15 protein-coding genes are annotated in these 18,691 nt (G+C 61.7%); 3 read left to right on the top strand and 12 right to left on the bottom strand.

Features of this window, described 5'->3' with window-relative positions; genetic code table 11:
• Positions 1 to 25 precede the first annotated feature (25 nt).
• The gene (locus GOW72_RS03105) at positions 26 to 616 is read left to right on the top strand and encodes an HD domain-containing protein (protein WP_170339515.1); all 591 of its coding nucleotides are present in this window, start codon (positions 26 to 28) and stop codon (positions 614 to 616) included.
• Here the strand turns inward: GOW72_RS03105 and speB (GOW72_RS03110) are convergent.
• From speB (GOW72_RS03110) to GOW72_RS03155, 10 genes are all read right to left on the bottom strand, one after another.
• On the bottom strand, positions 613 to 1,455 hold the full coding sequence (gene speB / locus GOW72_RS03110) for an agmatinase (RefSeq protein WP_170365049.1): 843 nt from the start codon (positions 1,453 to 1,455) through the stop codon (positions 613 to 615). The two genes, GOW72_RS03105 and speB (GOW72_RS03110), sit on opposite strands and share 4 nt — an antisense overlap.
• Entirely contained in the window at positions 1,452 to 2,621 is a 1,170-nt protein-coding gene (gene nspC, locus GOW72_RS03115) for a carboxynorspermidine decarboxylase (protein ID WP_170365051.1), read from the bottom strand. The genes speB (GOW72_RS03110) and nspC overlap by 4 nt, the downstream gene beginning before the upstream one ends.
• Positions 2,622 to 2,751: 130 nt before the next feature.
• Positions 2,752 to 3,963 carry a saccharopine dehydrogenase family protein gene (locus GOW72_RS03120; protein ID WP_170365054.1) on the bottom strand — a complete coding sequence of 404 codons (1,212 nt, stop codon included), beginning with the start codon at positions 3,961 to 3,963 and terminating at the stop codon, positions 2,752 to 2,754.
• Between the two features lie 23 nt (positions 3,964 to 3,986).
• Positions 3,987 to 5,876 (bottom strand): biosynthetic arginine decarboxylase, encoded by a 1,890-nt coding sequence (gene speA, locus GOW72_RS03125; RefSeq protein ID WP_170356950.1) that lies wholly within the window; start codon positions 5,874 to 5,876, stop codon positions 3,987 to 3,989.
• A gap of 99 nt (positions 5,877 to 5,975) precedes the next feature.
• Positions 5,976 to 7,064: a DUF1513 domain-containing protein gene (locus tag GOW72_RS03130; protein ID WP_170365056.1), complete on the bottom strand. Its 1,089-nt coding sequence runs from the start codon at positions 7,062 to 7,064 to the stop codon at positions 5,976 to 5,978.
• 3 nt (positions 7,065 to 7,067) lie between these two features.
• On the bottom strand, positions 7,068 to 8,078 hold the full coding sequence (locus GOW72_RS03135; RefSeq protein WP_170365059.1) for an imelysin family protein: 1,011 nt from the start codon (positions 8,076 to 8,078) through the stop codon (positions 7,068 to 7,070).
• A gap of 3 nt (positions 8,079 to 8,081) precedes the next feature.
• Positions 8,082 to 9,617, bottom strand: a complete 1,536-nt coding sequence (locus GOW72_RS03140) for a di-heme oxidoreductase family protein (RefSeq protein WP_217358083.1) — start codon at positions 9,615 to 9,617, stop codon at positions 8,082 to 8,084.
• On the bottom strand, positions 9,589 to 10,074 hold the full coding sequence (gene bfr, locus GOW72_RS03145) for a bacterioferritin (protein ID WP_149776400.1): 486 nt from the start codon (positions 10,072 to 10,074) through the stop codon (positions 9,589 to 9,591). Before bfr ends, GOW72_RS03140 begins: the two co-directional genes overlap by 29 nt.
• Positions 10,022 to 10,315 carry a (2Fe-2S)-binding protein gene (locus tag GOW72_RS03150; protein ID WP_170365064.1) on the bottom strand — a complete coding sequence of 98 codons (294 nt, stop codon included), beginning with the start codon at positions 10,313 to 10,315 and terminating at the stop codon, positions 10,022 to 10,024. Before GOW72_RS03150 ends, bfr begins: the two co-directional genes overlap by 53 nt.
• A 116-nt stretch (positions 10,316 to 10,431) precedes the next feature.
• Positions 10,432 to 11,703: an imelysin family protein gene (locus tag GOW72_RS03155; RefSeq protein ID WP_170365067.1), complete on the bottom strand. Its 1,272-nt coding sequence runs from the start codon at positions 11,701 to 11,703 to the stop codon at positions 10,432 to 10,434.
• 284 nt (positions 11,704 to 11,987) lie between these two features.
• Here GOW72_RS03155 and GOW72_RS03160 point away from each other — a divergent pair, with 284 nt between their 5' ends.
• Entirely contained in the window at positions 11,988 to 12,506 is a 519-nt protein-coding gene (locus GOW72_RS03160; protein WP_170365069.1) for a ZrgA family zinc uptake protein, read from the top strand.
• A gap of 12 nt (positions 12,507 to 12,518) precedes the next feature.
• Here the strand turns inward: GOW72_RS03160 and speB (GOW72_RS03165) are convergent, their stop codons facing one another.
• Positions 12,519 to 13,484 carry an agmatinase gene (gene speB, locus GOW72_RS03165; RefSeq protein WP_170356956.1) on the bottom strand — a complete coding sequence of 322 codons (966 nt, stop codon included), beginning with the start codon at positions 13,482 to 13,484 and terminating at the stop codon, positions 12,519 to 12,521.
• Positions 13,485 to 13,834: 350 nt separating this feature from the next.
• On the opposite strand from speB (GOW72_RS03165), the gene GOW72_RS03170 reads away from it, so the two are divergent.
• On the top strand, positions 13,835 to 17,503 hold the full coding sequence (locus GOW72_RS03170) for a flavoprotein (RefSeq protein WP_170365071.1): 3,669 nt from the start codon (positions 13,835 to 13,837) through the stop codon (positions 17,501 to 17,503).
• On the opposite strand, the gene GOW72_RS03175 is transcribed toward GOW72_RS03170, so the two are convergent.
• Positions 17,484 to 18,656 (bottom strand): hypothetical protein, encoded by a 1,173-nt coding sequence (locus tag GOW72_RS03175; protein WP_170365074.1) that lies wholly within the window; start codon positions 18,654 to 18,656, stop codon positions 17,484 to 17,486. The genes GOW72_RS03170 and GOW72_RS03175 overlap by 20 nt on opposite strands.
• Positions 18,657 to 18,691: the final 35 nt, after the last annotated feature.

An 18,691-nucleotide genomic window follows, 5' to 3' on the forward strand; every position in this document is an offset into this window, starting at 1 on the left:
GTGACCCGCAGACAAAGGACCCGCCATGCTGGACAAAAGCCACAAACCCACCTGGACCAGTTTCGAAGAGGCCACCAAGGCCGATTGGGACGCCGTCATGGAATATGAAGAGGCGTACAACGCGGCTTTGCCCGACCGGATTCTGGACGCGATCCGGTCCTTGGACGAGGAATGGACACCCTATCCGGTCAACCGGTATCAGCACAGCCTGCAGGCCGCGACGCGGGCCTACGAGGATGGCGCGGATGAGGAACTGGTCGTGGCTGCTCTGATCCATGACACCGGGGACATCCTGTCACCCTACAACCACGGCGAGCTGTCAGCGGCGATGATGAAGCCCTATGTCAGCGAACGCACCCATTGGATTTTGAAACATCACTGTGTGTTCCAGGGCTATTACTACAATCACCATCTGGGCGGAGACCGCAATGCGCGCGACAAGTATCGCGACAGCCCTTACTGGGAGGACTGCCGCTATTTCTGCCACGAATACGATCAGAAGGCGTTCGACCCGGACTATCCGACCAGGCCACTGGAGTTCTTCGAGCCCATGCTGCGCCGCGTGTTGAACAAGGGCGAGGGGCACATGGAACTCAACGAAACCGCCGAGGACTAGCAGGAGGCCATCAGGCGATAGACGATCTGTGCCGTAGTGAAATCCCACGCCGCGTTGCCGTCCGGGGCCAGTTCGACCACGTCGAAGCCCACGCAGCGGCGGCCTTTCAAGGCGTGTTCGACCAGATGCAGCGCCTGATAGTATCCCAGCCCGCCCGGAACCGGCGTGCCGGTTGCGGGCATCAATGACGGGTCCAGCCCGTCGACGTCAAAGCTGACATAGACCAGTTCGGGAAAGTCCTCGGGCAGGTCGACGGCATGAATGTTGCCGGTGACCAGCTCTTCGGCATCCACATGGAAGACACGGTTCCTCAGACGGCTTTTGGCTTCTTCGGTCGAGAAGGCGCGTACGCCGAATTGCGCCAGACGGACGCCTTCCTCGGCCAGCAGATGCATGACCGAGGCGTGGCTGTGTTTCTCGCCCTGATAGGCGTTGCGCAGATCGGCATGGGCGTCGATCTGCACGATGCCGAGGGGCTGACCCAATGCGCGGGCCACGCCCATCACCGCGCCATAGCTCAGCGAGTGTTCACCGCCCAGCGTGACCGGCACCTTGCCGGCGCGGATCGCGGCCTCGGTGCGCTGGGCCAGACGCTCCATGACGTCCGGCAGCGGGCCGGTGCAATCCAGCGAAGGTTCGGTGAAGATGCCATCGACACAGGGTTCGGAATGTCCAGTGATGCGTTCGAGTTCATTGCTGGCTGCGATGATCGCGGCGGGGCCGCCTGCAGCGCCCGAACCGTAGGAGACCGTCCGTTCCAACGGCACCGGGATGACACGGAACCGGGCGTCTTCGCTGCGTTCGGCCTCGGTCAGTTCGCTGTCGAGGAAAATGCTCATGAAAGCCTCTCTTTGAAGTCGTCGTAGCCGAATTCCCTGATGATCTTCAGGTCATCGGTTTCGCTGTTCCACAGGGCGATGGTGGGCAGAGGCACACCGTTGAACGTGTTGGTCTTGACCATCGAGTAATGCGCCTGATCGAGGAAGGCAAAGCGCTGCCCGATCTGCAGCGGCTCGGCCCAAGTGTAGTCGCCGATCACGTCGCCCGCGAGGCACGAGGGGCCGCCCAGGCGATAGGTATGGCCGGTTTCGGCTTCGTCCATCAGGGCGGGGCGATAGGGGGCCTCGATCACGTCGGGCATGTGGCAGGTGGCCGAGACGTCGGTGATTGCCAGGTCCACGCCGTTGTGCGGCAGGTCGAGGATTTCACCCACCAGGATGCCCGCATCCAGCGCCACCGCCTCGCCGGGTTCCAGATAGACCTCGACGCCGTATTTGGCGCGGATGTGTTTGATGAACTCCACCAGCCCGTCGCGGTCATAGTCGTTGCGGGTGATGTGGTGGCCGCCGCCGAAATTCAGCCATTTCAGGCTGTTCAGGAATGGCGCGAGCTTCGGTTCGATCGCCGCCCATGTGCGCGCCAGCGGCTCGAACCCCTGTTCGCAGAGCGTGTGCATGTGCAGGCCATCCACGCCCTCCAGCGCCTTGGCGTCTAGTTGGCTGACCGGGGTGCCGAGGCGCGAGCACGGGGCGCAGGGGTCGTATTTCGCAACCTCGCCTTCGGAATGTTCGGGGTTGATGCGCAGCCCGACCTGCCGCCCGGCGGCCTGTGCCTTGGCCAAAAAGCGGTCTTTCTGCGCGGGGCTGTTGAAGATGATGTGATCTGAGAGCGCAAGGATTTCGTCGATGTCGGTTTCCTTGTAGCCCGCGCAGAAGGTCGCGACCTCGCCGCCATATTCCTCGCGGCCCAGCCGGGCCTCGTAGATGCCGCTGGCGCAGGTGCCGCCGATATACTGGCGCACCAGCGGGGCCAGAGCGAACATGGAGAAGGCCTTGAGCGCGGACAGAATATGTGCGCCGGACCGCTCGCCGATATCGGCCAGAACCGCAAGGTTTCGCTCCACTGCCTTTTCGTCGACGACGAAGCAAGGCGTAGGAACGCGATTGAGGTCGAAGGTGCGGAAGGCACCGGCGTCTCCGGCCTGTGTCTGCATCAGTTGGGTCATGTCCGGCGTCTCCGATTGGTGGATAAGCCGGGGGTGCGACTTGTCGCCATTGTCGCTCGGACCAATGGCGACCCCCCGGGATATTTTGGGCCAGATGAAGCAGGGCGGTCGCGCGGACCGCCCCGAGGGTTCAGAACTCGACCGGGCCGTCGAGTTCGTGGACCTGCCAAGGCAGGCCATGCTTGTTCAGCATGTCCATGAAATCATCCGGGTCGAGCTGCTCCATGTTCCAAACGCCCGGCTCGCGCCAGTTGCCTTTCAGCACTTGCGCCGCGCCGATCATGGCGGGGACGCCGGTGGTGTAGCTGACGGCCTGGCTGCCGACCTCGCGGTAGCATTCCTCGTGGTCGCAGATGTTGTAGATGTAGTAGGTCTTTTCGCCCGAGCCGCCCTTGGCCTGGCCGGTGGCGATGTCGCCGATGCAGGCCTTGCCCTTGGTTTCGGCGCCCAGATCGCCGGGATCGGGCAGCAGGGTCTTCAGGAACTGGATCGGAATGATCTCGACCCCGTTGTGCACCACCGGGTCGATCCGGGTCATGCCGACATTCTGCAGCACCTTGGCATGGGTGATGTAGGCATCGCCGAAGGTCATCCAGAAACGGGCGCGCTCGATCTCGGGGAAGTGGGTCGAGAGTGACTCCAGTTCCTCGTGATACATGAGGTACATGTTCTTCGGCCCGATGCCGGGGAAGTCGAACTCGACCTTGTGGGTCATGGCCGGCGTCACTTTCCACTCGCCGCCTTCCCAGTGGCGGGCGTCGGCCAGTACTTCGCGCAGGTTGATCTCGGGGTTGAAGTTGGTGGCGAATTCCTGATCGTTCTGGCCGCCATTGGCGTCCAGAACGTCGATCTGGCGGATCGAGTCCAGCTTGTGTTTCTTGAGCCACTTGGCAAAGACGCTGGTCACGCCGGGATCGAAGCCCGAGCCGAGGATCGCGGTCAGGCCGGCCTGCTTGAACTTGTCCTGATAGGCCCACTGCCAGTGGTATTCGAACTTGGCCTCGTCCTCGGGCTCATAGTTGGCGGTGTCGAGATAGTGGCACCCGGCCTCGAGGCAGGCATCCATCAGCACAAGGTCCTGATAGGGCAAGGCCAGGTTCACCAGAAGCTCGGCCCCGGTGTCCTTGATCAGCTTGACGGTGTCGGCGACCTTGTAGGCGTCAAGCTCGGCAGTTTTGATGTCGACGCCGGTGCGTTCCTTGACCGATTTGGCGATGGCATCGCATTTCGCCTTGGTGCGGCTGGCCAGCGTGATCTCGGTGAAGATGTCGGAATTCATCGCCATCTTGTGCACGGCGGCGTGGCTGACGCCACCCGCGCCAACAACCAGTGTCTTGCCCATGGGAAATTCTCCTTTCGCCGGGGTTATTCGTAGTAGGTATAGCCGTTGATGCTGTCGCGATAGGCAGTCATCAGGGTTTTGCGTTCATTCGCCTTGAGCGTGCCTGTCGAGATCGCCTCGTCGACCATCTTGCGGAAGGCAGCGATGCAGTCGCTTGGGTCGAACTCGACATAGGACAGGACTTCGCTGATCGTGTCACCCTCCTGTTCATGCAGCAGGTCGAACCCGCCATCGGCGCGCAGGTCGATGGTGACCACGTTGGTGTCGCCGAACAGGTTGTGCAGGTCGCCTAGGGTTTCCTGATAGGCGCCGACGAAGAACACGCCCATGTAATAGTCGCGATCTTCGGGCAGGGAATGCACCGGCAGGCTGGGCGAGACACCGTCGGCCAGAATGAACCGGTCGATCTTGCCGTCGCTGTCGCAGGTGATGTCGGACAGTACCGCGCGGCGGTCGGGGGCCTGGTCCAGCATCTGCAGCGGCACGATCGGGTGCAGCTGGTCGATCGCCCAGACATCGGGCAGCGACTGGAACAGCGAGAAGTTGCAGTGATAGATGTCCGCCAGCTTTTCCAACTGGTCATCCACATCGGTTTCAACCTCGTCCGAGGCCGCCAGCGCCTTGATCCGCGCCATCAGCGACAAGTAGATGCGCTCGGCCCGGGCCATCTGGCGCAGGTCCACGTAACCGCGGCGAAACAGGGCGCGCAACTCGTTGCGGTAGAAGGTGGCGTCGTTCCAGCATTCCTGCAGCCGGTCGTGGCTGAGGTACCCGTTCACCGCCGCCAGATCGGACACCATGTGGTGGTCGTCGGGTTCCACCTCGGGGCCGTTGGGTGCGTCATAGAGCGTGCTTTCAAGCACGTTGAACACCAGCATCGACGAGGTCGCCACCACCGCGCGGCCGCTCTCGGTCACCAGCGTGGGGTGGTCCACCTCGGCCTCGTCCATGGCATAGGCCACGGTCTCCACCACATTGGCGCAGTATTCCTCGACCGTGTAGTTGATCGAGTTCTCGGTCGCCTTCTTCTCGCCCGTGTAATCGACGCCCATGCCGCCGCCCAGATCCAGGTGGGTCAGCGGCACGCCCTCGCGGGTCAGTTCGGTGTAATAACGGCAGGCTTCGCCCACGGCGCGGCGCACGTCGTTCACGTCGGGCACCTGGCTGCCCAGATGCGAATGCTGCAGCTTCAGGCAATGCAGAAGGCCCGCATCGCGCAGCTTGTCGACGACCGCGACCAGCTGATCGGTGTTCATGCCAAAGGTCGACCGATCCCCCGAGCTTTCCTGCCATTTGCCGCTGATCTGGTTGGTCAGTTTCACCCGCACGCCCAGCAGCGGCTCGATGCCCAGCCGTTTGTAGACCTCGATGACCGTGTCTGCCTCTTTCGGGCTTTCCAGAACGATGACCGTGTTGAACCCGATCTTGCGGCTGAGGATGGCCAGCTCGATGAACTCCGCGTCCTTGACGCCGTTGCACACGATCAGCGCCTCGGGGGCCAGACGGTGCGCCAGTGCGATTACCAGCTCGGGCTTCGATCCGGCCTCGAGCCCGTAATTGTATTGCTTGCCGAACTCGACGATCCGGTCGACGACCTGCGCCTGCTGGTTCACCTTGATCGGGAACACGCCGCGATAGGACCCCTTGTAGCCGGTACGCGCAATCGCATCGCGGAAGCTTTCGTTGATATGCGCGATTTCGCGTTCCAGATACGAGCTGATGCGCAGGATCATCGGCGCCTTGATCCCGCGCTGATCAAGGTCGTGCAGAATACCGGGCAGGCTGATGGCCGCCGCATCGGGTGCCATGGGATTGCGCAGACTGATCTCGCCGTCCTCCGTCACCTCGATGAGACCCTTGCCCCATTTTTCAACCCCGTAGATGGAATGCGGTGCGACGGGCGTTTGTTTCAATCAAGTCAGTCCTTGCGTTGCAGGCGTGGAAATTTCGCCCGCCAATACGGCAGCCGTTCGATTCTTCCAAGTGTAATCTGTATCGGAGGTTAGCCCAATTCAGATCGCAGGGCGAATGGGAACCAGATGGTTGTCCCAACGGACCCGAGGATGGGGCGATACCGCCGGGTTTGACCCAACCAGATGCCCCACATCGCCATGCCCGGTGGTAAAGACAAAGCCGGATGGCCCGGGGCCCAACCCGCACACGTCGCCGAGCGAATGGGCGCTGACAAAACGAGCTGCCTCGGCATCAAAGACGTGCAGCGCGTTGCCGCGTGGGCAGGTGATGGCGACCTGACGCCCCTCGGCGGAAAAGGCGACACTGCCTGCATAGCCGGCCAGCGTCGCCTGAATGTCATCCGGCGCGGACAGAAGGTGGTAACGGCCGCCCCGCCGATTCAGCCCCAGCAGGGCCGGCTTGTGGGACAGGTCGCCCTGCCACTGCATCGCGAAGGCCAGCAGGCCATCCGCACGAACGGCCAGATGCCGGATCGAGTTTTTGTGCAGCGCCGCGGGCAGCTCGACCTGTTCCAGAACCGATCCGTCGAGGCTGACATAGGTCAGGTTCGGGCGCATGGTCGGCAGGTTCAACTTGCTGCGCCCGGTATCCGGGTGGGTTTCGATGCCGCCGTTGGCGATGGCAAGAGATTTGCCGTCGGGCATCAACACTACGTCATGGGGGCCGACCCCCGCCGAAGAAAACTCGCCCATTCGGGCATAGCCCTCGGCCGCGTCCCAGACGCCGATGACCCCGGTGCCAGCCTCATAGTCGTTTTCGGTGGTGAACAACCGGCGGCCGTCGGGCGAAAATGCGCCGTGGCCATAGAAATGACGCCCGGCCGGCGCCTCGAGCCGGGTCATCTGGTCCCCGGTCGCGCAATCGATCACAAGCGCAAATCGCCCCGGACGGCGCGCGAATGCAACGGCCCGCGCCAGATGGGGATGGGCGGCGGCGGCATGCCCGCGGCCGGGCAGGGGGACCGAGAACCGAAACTCTCCTGAACCGGTCAGCCCGACCAGGCGGTACGACCCATCGTCGAACAGCGCAGCCGACAGGAAATCGGGCGAACCGACCTCAGCCCAGCCCGGCAGGGGGGCAAGAGTGGCCGCTGCCAAACCGGCCAGGAACCCTCGGCGGCTGGTCATCGGTCAGTCTCCGTCCAATGAATTGAACCCGGCGCTTATGCCCAGGGTCGGACCCAACTGCGCGGCGGCCAAGCTGCGGATGTCGTTGATCGACTGCTGCAGCGCCTCGATCCGCAGCCGCCCCTGGGGCTCGGCCACGCCGGCCAGTGCGGGATCGTCCAGCGCCTGCGCCCGGGCGATGCTGCGGGCAAAGGCGTCGTCCAGCGCGGCGGCAATCTGTGGGTGATCGGCCGCCAGCCGCGCCGCCAGGTCGCGCAGCGCCACCAGCGACAGTTCCACGTGCCGCAGCGACCGCAGCGACCGGCGGGCCTCGGCCCGGTTGGGGCGGGGGCGGTCGAAACTGGCCATCGGGCGGCCCAGACGCGTATCGGCTGTGAATTCGAGCCCAGTGGTCAGGGCCTTGTAGAGCTCCTGCAGGGCTTCGTCGGAGGACCGATAGGGTCTGTCCGGCCCGGGTTGGGTCATGGTGCGGGCATAGCCGTGCCAGTCCCGGTCGATGGCCCGGGCGGTGCGGTGGATGTCGGCGGCGATGGCGCGGATTAACCCGCAGCGATAGGCCGCATCGCCCTGATCGGCAAAGGCCGGGTCGTATAGCATCCTCTCGAGCGCGAGGAAGCCGCGCCCCGCGATCGAGGTTTCGGCAAAGGCATCGGGGTCGGCAATGGCCGGGTCTTCGGCCGCGATCATCGCCGACAGCGCCTTGGGCGTGAACCCTTTGCTGTCGGGCCAGAAGGCCAGGGCAAAGGCACGGTCTCCGACCTCGGTCGGGCCGAACCGCAGGTGGCTGGCGGATATCCAGGCGTCGAAGGCGGCGTGATAGGCCGCGCGCAGATCGGCGGACCCCGGCGCGCAGTCGGCTCGTGCGGCAGCATCCAGCGTGGCGGTCAATTCGACAAGTTGCTCGAAACGCGGCAGGATATGGGCCTGGGTCACGTCGGTCAGGATCGCATCGCGGCTTTGTGCCACCGCGCAGAGCGGGATCAATGCGGAAAGGATCACGGCAATCAGGCGCATGGGTCAGAGACTCTCCAGGAACCGGATCAACGCATCGCGGTCGGGTTTGGGCATGGAAACGACTGCATCGCGCGCGGCCTGGGCCTCGCCGCCGTGCCACAGGACCGCTTCGAGAAGCGAGCGCGCCCGGCCATCATGCAGGAACTGGGTATGCCCCGAGACCCGTTCGGTCAGGCCGATGCCCCACAGTGGCGCGGTACGCCATTCGCGGCCCGTGGCGCGGGCCTCGGGGCGGTTGTCGGCCAGTCCCTCGCCCATGTCGTGCAGCAGCAGGTCCGTGTAGGGCCAGATCAGCTGGAAACTGTGCTCGGGCCGGTCGGGCAGACGGTGGGTGACGAAAGCAGGCGTGTGACAGGACGCGCAGCCAATGGTGTGGAAAACCTCTTTCCCGCGCAGAACTTGCGGGTCATCCACATCGCGGCGGGCGGGAACGCCCAGGTTGCGGCTGTAGAAGGCCACCAGATCCATGCCCTGCTGGTCGATCTCGAAGCCGCGCTCGTCGCCGTCACCATGCGGGGCGGTCTGGCAATCGGCCTGGGCCGGGGTGCAGTCGCCAAATGGCGCGGGGTAGAGCGGGCTGGAAATGCCGATATCGCCGGCGAAGGCCGCGGCCGACTGCTCCATGATCGTCGGCATGCCCGCCTTCAGCCCGAACCGGCCCAGCATGGGTTCGCCGAATTCCGTCGACCACACGATGTTGGGCCGCCCCGAGATCCCGTCCCCATCGGCGTCGTCGGGGTCGGCCTTGGCCAGGATGTCCTCGGCCGGGATCGCCTCGAGCAGGCCCAGACCGATCATCTGCGGCGCCACGCGTGGGCTGAGCATCGCGTCCGGGTGCAACGGCCCATAGCCCAGATCGGCCGCTCTGTAGGTGGGCTTGCGCAGCGACACGGCTTCGCCGTCGGACAGTTCCACCGGGATTTCCTCGTAGGTGATGTCCAGCCGGTATTCGGCCTGGTGGCCGGGCAGGGCGAAATCCTGCATCTGGCCGCCATAGGTGGGTTCGGGCAGGGTGGCGAGATACCCCGCGATCTCCTCCGGCGCGTCCGCGGGCGTTCCGGGGATGGAAACGCGCAGGAACATCGAAATGGCGTTGTCTTCGGGTCCGGCCGGGGTGTGGCCACGCCCGTCCTTGATGTGACAGCGTTGGCACGACCGGGCGTTGAACAGCGGCCCTAGCCCATCCGAGGCCAGAGTCGAGGACGGAGACGACACCCAGACCTTCTTGAACAGCCCGTTGCCGACCTTGAAATCCAGCTCCTGCTCAAAGCTCAGGTTGGCCGAGGGTTGCGAGAACGCATCCGCATCGGTCCGGGCGCGCACCGTCGCGGCGCCTGCCGGCAGGTCCTCATAGCGCTGGGGCTGCGTGAAATCCGACGGCGCTGCGGTGACTGTGGCGATCCGTGCCCGTTCAGCGTCGGTTCGGGGGAGGGGGTTCAAATGACTGTCCCGCAGATCCTGAGACAGGGAAGGGGTGGCCGCAAAAACGGCCACCACGAAGAGGCCCGTCTTATTCGGCCTCGTCCATTTTCGATGCATTGAGTTGCGCATAATTTGCTTCGCCGAGTCTTTCGTACAGATCGAGCTGGGTTTCGAGGAAATCGATATGGCCTTCTTCATCGGCCATCAGTTGTTCGAACAGCGCCATCGACACGAAGTCGCCGGCCTGTTGGCAGTATTCGCGCGCTTCCTTGTACAGGGCCCGGGCGTCGATCTCGGCCGCTAGGTCGCATTCCAGCGTTTCCTTGGGCGTCTGGCCGATGCGCAGCGGGTCGAGCTTTTGCAGGTTGGGGTGGCCGCCGAGGAAGATGATCCGCTCGATCAGCTTGTCCGCGTGCTGCATCTCTTCGATGCTTTCCTCGCGACTTTTCTTGGCCATGTGGCCCAGGCCCCAGTCCTCCTGCAGGCGGTAATGCAGCCAGTACTGGCTGACTGCGGTCAATTCATGCCGCAGGGACTTGTTTAAGTATTCGATGACTTTGGGGTCGCCCTTCATCTGCAATCTCCTGTGTATCATCCACGCGCAGGGCGCGGAGTTGCATGGGTACTTCGAGGTTATCGGTTGCGCGCATCGTGTCCAGAAACAGCGGCATACACCCGCCACAATCCGCCGATTTTCCCAAAGCATGGTAAATCTTGCCCGGCGTGATGATGGTTTGAGGATCTGCCGCGCGCATCCAGTCGATTGCCGCGCGGATCTCGTGATCCGTGATGTTGGTGCAGTGGCAGACGATCATGGCGACTCGGCCTTTCGTAATTCCTAGTCAAATAGTAGGGTATTTGCTTCGGGTCCAGACACAGCTTGTCGCAGGGTCGGGCGCAAGCGGTCGCTGCGCCCGGCTGCTTTGGTTCATCAGTGGAAAACGGCGTCGGGGTTGTCGAGGCTGTCGGACCCTTCGAATGCGACATTGCCCAAGCCCAGCACGGACACGATACGTTCGATCGTCTTGGTCTGATCGATCAGACCTTCGACACCGCCCATGATCAGCGTTTCGCCACCGACGTTCCCGCGCTCGAGCATCTGATCGTAGGCTAATCCGGCCTCGGCTGCGGTTTTGATCTGGCCTAGCGCGTACATTGTGTTGGCCAGCTTTGTCTTCATCTCGGTGTCCAAAGCCGGGTCCGAGGCCGCAACCAAATCCGACAGGGACGGACCCGAAACCGGAGTGCCGTCAATCCGGACATACCGACCCAGATAGACGTTCTGAATCCCCAACCCGTCATAGTAGTGGCTGTTGTGCGTGTTGTCCGAGAAACAGTCATGCTCTTCTTCCGGGTCGTTCAGCATCAGTCCAAGGCGCATGCGCTCACCGGCCTGTTCGCCATAGGACAGGGATCCCATGCCCGTCAGAATTGCACTGATGCCCGAGTCGGCGTCGTTGGTCAGGGCCGCCCGCGCGGCACCGTCGTCCTGCCATTGCGCGGCCATCCACTCCAGATCCGAGACCAGCAGGTCGGTCGCCGCCACCAGATACTGGGCCCGGCGATCGCAGTTGCCGCCGGTGCAGGACTCGTCCTGCGCATAGTCGGTCCACGGACGGTTGCCGGCGCCCTCGCCGTGACCGTTCAGATCCTGGCCCCACAGCAGGAACTCGATGGCGTGATAACCCGTTGCCACATTGGCCTCGATTCCGTCGGCCTCGTGCAGGGTCTCAGACAGCAGCTCGGGCGTGATCTCGGTGGCGTCGACCGGCTGGCCAGACAGCTCAAAGCTGGGCGAGGCAATCACGTTCAGAACCGCAAGCTCGTTTTCGTCCGTCGCGCCGCCATAGGCCGCATCCACATAGTCGATCAGACCCTCGTCCAGAGGCCACGCGTTCACCTTGCCTTCCCATTCGTCGACGATGGGATTGCCGAAGCGATAGACCTCGGTCTGTTGATACGGAACGCGCGCGGCAACCCAGGCCTGGCGTGCGGCGGTCAGGTTTTCAGCAGAAGGCTGGTCAACCAGCGCGGCAACGGCGGCCTGCAACTTGCGGGCAGCACGCAGGCTGTCGTCATATTTTGCTTCGGCAATGTCAGCATAGGTGTCCAGAATGTCGACCTTTGCGGGCGCGTCGCCGGCGGCTGCCGCCGTTGCCATCAGCAAAGCTGCCAGGCTGGTCGTCGAAAATACGCGGGTCATGAAGTTCAGGCCTTCCTGTCGAAATGAATGGGCAAGAGCACCCGGTGCGGGTGCTGAGATGAATATTAACTGAGTGAAATTGTAAGTTATGTCAACCCGAGTCTTTAAGTCGGGAATAAATTGGGAAACACGCCGCTGTTTTGGCCAAATGCGGGTTGGCTGGATGGGTTCTCTGAATCTGTCTAGCCATTTCCGGCGGGGTCAGACGGCGTTGCGCGCCGTTGCCTGCGGATGGCGCGAAGATACAATGATGGTGTGATTCTTGAGTTGGTGGTGGTTGCGTGATGAGATCCCTGGCGTTTGCCCTTTGCGTGTTTCCCCTTGCGTTGGACGCGCAGCAGGAAGTGGCGCCAAAACCCGCAGCACTGAAGATCGCCTTTTTGGATTCGGGGTACACGCTGTCCCTGTCTGTTCCTGCGTCAGAAATCGTTGGCTTTGAGCTTCCCGCTTCGAGCGCAGAGGAAAAGGCGAAGGTCGCGGTCGCCATTTCGGACCTGTCACAGCCCATGACCCTGTTCGCGGTCACGGCCGAGGCGGGTTGTGCCACGGCCACGGCGAACGTGGCGCTGGTCGGCGGCGAAGCCGGTTCGGCCTTGGGGTCTGACGATCACCGGCCCGAATTTCAGGCCGAATATACGGTCAGGTGCAGCAACCTTCAGGCGCTTGGTGAAATGAGATTTGATTACTTCGACCGGTTTTCGCAGGCTGAACGTGTGGACGTGCGGGTTCAATCCTCGGGCGGTAGTCACGCCGTCGCGGTTACACGCGAGACCCCGTTGGTTGATCTCTCCGAGTTGATGTGACCGGGGTTTCTTTCATTCCTTGTGGTGAAAGATGAAGCCGATGAAGTTCAGCAACAGCTGCGCGGCAAGGATCTGCGTGCTTTCGGTCGGGTCATAGGCCGGGGCAACTTCGACAAGGTCGATGCCGGCAACCTGCCCTTTCCGGGCAAGGCCCTGCAGGATTTCCAGAACGTCGTAGTACAAAAAACCGCCGTGGCTTGGTGTTCCGGTGCCCGGTGCAATGGATGGGCAAAACGCGTCAATGTCGATGGTCACGTAGTATCGGACGCCCGAGGGGATGCGGTCCAACACTCCTTCGGTCCCCAGCTTGCGGACCTGCCGTACCGACAAGATGTCGGAGCCGCGCGCGCGTGCATCTTCGTAACCTTCTTTCGCCGTCGATGAGACGTTGCGGATGCCCAGCTGGGTCATACCCGAGACATAGTCCTTCTCGATCGCCCGCCGCATCGGGTTTCCATGGCCCGCCGTAACGCCATGACGCTCGTCCACGAAATCCAGATGTGCGTCGATCTGGACCACGTGAATGGGACCGTTTCGGGCGCAGTCCTGATCAAAGGCGTTGATGCAGGGAATGTTGATGGAATGGTCACCACCGATCGTCACGGGCAGAGCGCCGGCCTCAAGGATCTTGCGCACCCCGTATTCGATATTCGCGTGGCTGGCTTCGGTTTTGGTGTGGATGATGTCGGCATCCCCCAGATCGACGATGCGCACCTCTTCGCCCAAATAGGTGGCATCGTCCTCGTGATCATAAGCACCTGCATGACCAAAGCTGAACAGAGTCGATGCCTCGCGCACCGCACGCGGGCCGAACCGGGCTCCGGACCGGTATTGGCAGCCGAAGTCGAACGGGGCGCCCAGGATGGCGACATCGGCATCGATCTGGTCCCAGTCCTGCACATATGGCTTCTTGCCGAATGTGGCGATGCCGACGAACGGCAGATTCAGGCGGCCGGATTCATATCCATGTTTTGACATTGGGGGCTCCGTTGCTTTGAACCGGCCGCGGGTCTGGCGGGTTGCTTGCACGTTGGCGTCTATCACCCGATCAATCAAGGCCGCTCTGCCCCAGCGGTGCATCAGATTGCGAAGCTGGGTAAACCCCACAATCCCAGTGATTTTTCTGCCAATCTGTACTAAGAATTCAGGTATCGCTCGTATTGCCTGCGCAAATTGAGGGGTGGAGCCAGCATTGAATGGCGCCACGCGTCGGGCGGTCTGCCGTTTGTCCGGCGGGGGAGACTACAAAGTACAAATGCTGATTTCAGGAAAGTGACCACGAAATACGAAACCATTGCGCCACTGACTTTTTGGGGGAGGAACTGGCCGTGTCCACACAGACGATTTCCAATTCAAAACCGATTGAAGCCACATCTGCCGATTGGGAGAAGATATTCGCCGTCCTGCCCGGCGAAAAGGTGCGGCAGAGCGCCGAGCGGCTCAGGCAGCATTTCGATCTGTTCGAAGTTCTAGAGGACACGGTACTACCGCCGCGCGGGATGTATGTGGTTTTGGACGGCATCGTGAAGCTGCGCCAGAACGACGTTGATCTGGCGACCGCCGATACCGGGGACTATTTCTACGAAGAGCATCTGGAGATCCGCGACATACCGGTCAGCCTGCAGGCCGTGGCCTTGCCCGGCACTCGGCTGGCCTTTCTGGCCAGTAACGAGTGGCTGGATATTCCCGCGGAAATTCGACGCGAATGCTACGCCACGCTGTTCGGCGATCTGGTCAGCGTGCATCTTCAGAATTTCCAGCAGCCGATCAACTGCTGCAGCGTGACCGCGGCCGCGCTGAGCATGTCGGCGCTGGGCTTCAGCTGCGAGGTGAACGACATCTTCCGCGTCTGCGAACTGCCCACCAGCTTTGTCGTCAATGACGGCATCTCGCTGGGTGAACTGTTCGACGTGGCGTGCACCTATATCCATTCGCAGGGTCTGCGCGACCTTGTGCAGGTCCAGGCCTACTTCATGGACGAGGCGACGACCTCGGTGCCGCTGCTGCTTGAGGCGATTGACGAATCCAATCGACTGGGCGGAGACAACGATATCCTGGTGGCGAATTTTCAAGTTGGGGTCGCGCATGGCAAGCCCACCATGCCCGGCGGCCATTTCGCGGTGATCGCCAAGTGCAACCCCAGCACCGGGTTGGTGCACATGATGGATGTGCATCCCGAAAAATACGGCAAGCTGTGGGTCACCACGATCGACCGCCTGTACGCGGCCATGTCCGACCGCGACGGCACTTCGATGCGCGCGCGCGGGCTGCTGCGGTTCTCGGCGCGCGAAGCGGTCAAGACCACGCTGCAGACCTTCCGGCAGGACTGCAACTATGTGGACAGCACCAGGTATCTGGCCCGCGATCCCAAGAAGCGCCGCAACCTGTTCCGGCGGGCCAGCCCGAACATGAACAGCCTGGGCGTTCTGGCCGAAAGCCTGCAGATTTTGGGCGATGTCCAGGTCACCGAAGACAAGCTGCTGATCGCGACCCAGACCTCGTACACCGAGGCGCTGAGCCGCGTTTCGACCGCCAAGAAGATGAGCGAGATGGCCCAGCGGTATCTGGCCGGCACCTCCGAAGTGCATATCGGCAGCACTTTCCGCAGCTATGCGGAACGACCCGGCAAGGACAAAAGGTCGCCGCAAGACTGGTTCCGGGATCAGCTGCGCAGTCTGAACGAACATGAGGGGCGCCACCTTATGATCAATATCGACTTCAACCGCGTGTTGGGGTTCGAGGTGATCCGGCCGCCCGAAAACGTGTTCCGCGAGACGGCGCTGCTGGAAGAGTTCTGGTGCCTGTGCGTGGCCTATGACGAGAAGGCCGACCTTGTCACCGTCGTAGATATGAGCCCGGCGACTTCGCAGGTCTGGCAGGCGCCGCGCGGGCAAATCTTTCGCGGGCTACGCGACCTGAAAAGCCCGGCCATGCTGGTGATCGAGGAGACCCAGCCCCCGGAAGACCCCAGCGACGTGGCTCGGATCGTCCGGGAAAACCCGCTGGTTCTGTTCTACGAGGATGAGGACCCGTGGTCGAACATGCTGAAGAACATTCTGGCCAATATCGGCGCGACCGGTCTGAAATTGGTCGATGTCGCTGGACACGGGGCCAACGCTATGAAAATGCGCCGGCAACTGGTGGCGGAAAGCGGCAAGGAAAAGGTGCCTTATCTCTTCTTCCATGGGAAATGCCTGGGCAAGCGCAGCGATATCGTTGACATGATCCTGGATGGCGGCCTGCAGGAAGACATGAAGAAAGCCGGTCTGCCTGTCTTGCTGCGCCACGAGTCGCCGAGCCTCGACAAAAACATCTTCGGGTATCCCAAGGGCGGGTTGACAGCCCCGCCAAACGGTCGCCGGAACGTTCTGCTGTGCGCCTGCGGCTCGTCGGCTGCGGACAAGGTGCCTCAGTTGGTCGCCCGGATCACCGAGGCTGGTCACAACGTGAAACTGATCCCTTCGGTTTCGGCCGAAAAGTTCTTTCGCGATATTGGGACCGACAAGGCCAGCGAAGCCGGCAAGGCAAAAAAGACCGGGAAGAAAAGCAAGACAGTCGACGACTACATCACCCACAATGACTACTACCGCGACGATGACGAGTGGAACTTTCGCTATACCGAGTTCGGAATGCCCTTGCGCGCCTCGCATCTTGCGCTGTGCGACTGGGCCGATTGCGTCATTGTCGCGCCGGTCACCTGCAACACGATGGGCAAGATCGCCAATGGCATTGCCGACAACCTGCTGACCTCAGTCTTTGTGGCCTGGCAGTACCGCAACAAGCCGGCGATCCTTTGCCCGGCTTGCAACACCAACATGTGGAACAACGTCACCACCCAGAACAATGTCGAAAAGCTGCGGGATCTGGGGATTGATCTTGTGGGTCCCCGCAAAGGGCGCCTTTCGAACGGAATGATGGGCATCGGCATGATGGCCACGCCCGACCAGATCATGGAGGTGTTGGAAGAAGCCTTCGAAGAGCTGGAAAACCACGAACACAATATCTGCAAATGGGCGCAGGATGCTGCGGCCTCGGATGACTTCGCCCAATGGGAGCCGGTGTTTCAGGCCATAGATGAGGGGGTCGCCGGTATCGACATTGTCGATGACCATAATGGTGACACGCTGCTGCACTATGCGGCGGGCGGCGAGGGCGAGCTGACCGAGAACGGGCAAGATCTGGGAAAACCGGACATCGAGGCTGCCAAAGCCCTCATCGCAAGAGGTATCAACGTGAACGCGGTCAATGACCACGGATTTACCAGCCTGCATGTCGCCGCGATGAACAACTCGGCCGAGATGGTAGAAACACTGCTGGCGGCGGAGAGCATCGATGCAAGCCCTCTGATCCACTTCCTGCAGGATCGGGTGCGGTCCAGGGGCATCAGGGTGTCGGACGAGATCCGCGCGATGCTGGACGAATGGGCCAACACGCACGCCCTGTCAGAACCGGAAGAGGTGGAAGACGAAGACGACCTGATCGATGAACGCGAAAAGACCTATCTGTATTTTACCTACGGATCGCTCAAAAAAGGATTTCCCAACCACGACGCTCATGCGGACGTTCTGGATGATTTCGTTGGACAGGCGGTCACTCGGCAGCCCATGCCCCTGATCGTTCCGAAAGAGCCGTTTTGCGACAACCCGAACTGTGCCTATCTGCACCGCATGGCCACACTGGTGGATCGCAAGGGCACTGGCCGTCCAATCAAGGGCGAGGTCTACCGGGTCACCTCGGGCGGGTTGAAGGAACTCGACAAGCTCGAGGGTTTTCACGGACCGGGCGCGGCTGACAATGTCTATGTCCGCAAGCGGATCAATGTCCTGATGGATGGCGTGAAAAAACCGGCCTACGTCTACGTCATCGCCAATCCGGAAAAATACCTTGCCGAACTGGAAAGCGGTGCGTCCGAGTTGGTCGACGAATACTCGATCGACATGGCCACCGGAACGCTCAAGCCCGGGTATGAGGCGGCCGCTAGCCGTCCTGATGCGTGATCGCCTCGGGCGCATCCGTTGACGGAGGTGACTTGAGGCTGAGGTTGTAGGCGGTGATCGCGATCATGCAGCTCAGGACAAAAGGCCAGAACGCGGCCTTTGGAATCAGGTTGTCATGATAGTGGATCAAGCGGAGTGACGGCGCGGACTCGGAGACGAACAGATAGGTGTTCACCGAGACCACAAGCAGCATGAAGTACATCAGGAAAAAGAAGGACTCCATGTAGATCACTGGTGACCCGGCAAAACCCTCGCGCAATTGCACATGGGCCAGCAGGATCACGAAGAAAAGGACCGAGCAGGTGCCGATCACGCTTGAGGTGCTGAAATCGTGCCGTTCGACCAGGTTCGGCTTCCGCGTCACCGTCATTACGGCGCCGAACAGAAGCATCGTGACTACGATCAATGGGATCATGTGCACCACGAAGGCGTTCGCAAAATTGCGTTTTATGACAAAGTTGTAGTGCAGCTCGGGCAGTCTGGTCTGAAACTCGTTCTGGTTGATGCCCAGCGTCGTGTCCAAATCAGACAGCTTGTAGTCAAAATAGGTATTTTCGCGTTCCCAGGTGCCCATGACGATGCGGTTGTCGATCCCGAAGATGTCCTTTGGCCCAGTCGCGGGATAGGCGTCGAAGTCGGGAACCAAGGCGACGTTCACGTCAAACCGGCCCGGCCAGAACCGCACCCAGACGGTTTTGTGGTCGAAAGGATAGCTGGTGTAGTCGAAGGACTGGCGCAGGGTCTGCTCAAAGTACCAGCCGATCACTTCACCACCGGGTTCTGGCATCCGGTAGGCTTCTTCGATAAGGCCGCTCCCGACATCCACGGACTCGGGCAGAAGGAACCCGGCCTGACCGGGTTCGGGTTTGATCGCGTCATGGACGCCGGTTTGATAGTGTTGCCAGACATAGCCCGTGACGTGGATATCGCTTGCATCGACGAAACTGAAGGATTTGAGGAATATTCCCGTCCTGACCCGATAATCCGGCGCGTTCTCCAGCGACTCCAGATAGGAATCGACCGAGGCCTGATCCGGCAATTGGGTCGGGTCCTGCTCGAAATGGTTCAGCGATGCCCAAAGGTAGAACAATACGGCCGTCAGTATCAGCGACACGAGGCCTGACAGGCCCCAGACCTTTTTCTCGACCGTCATTCCGCGCCCTGTTTCTTCGTGTTGTTCTATCGTCA

Origin of the sequence: Ruegeria arenilitoris (genome assembly GCF_013032855.1) — a bacterium.
Lineage (GTDB): Bacteria > Pseudomonadota > Alphaproteobacteria > Rhodobacterales > Rhodobacteraceae > Ruegeria > Ruegeria arenilitoris.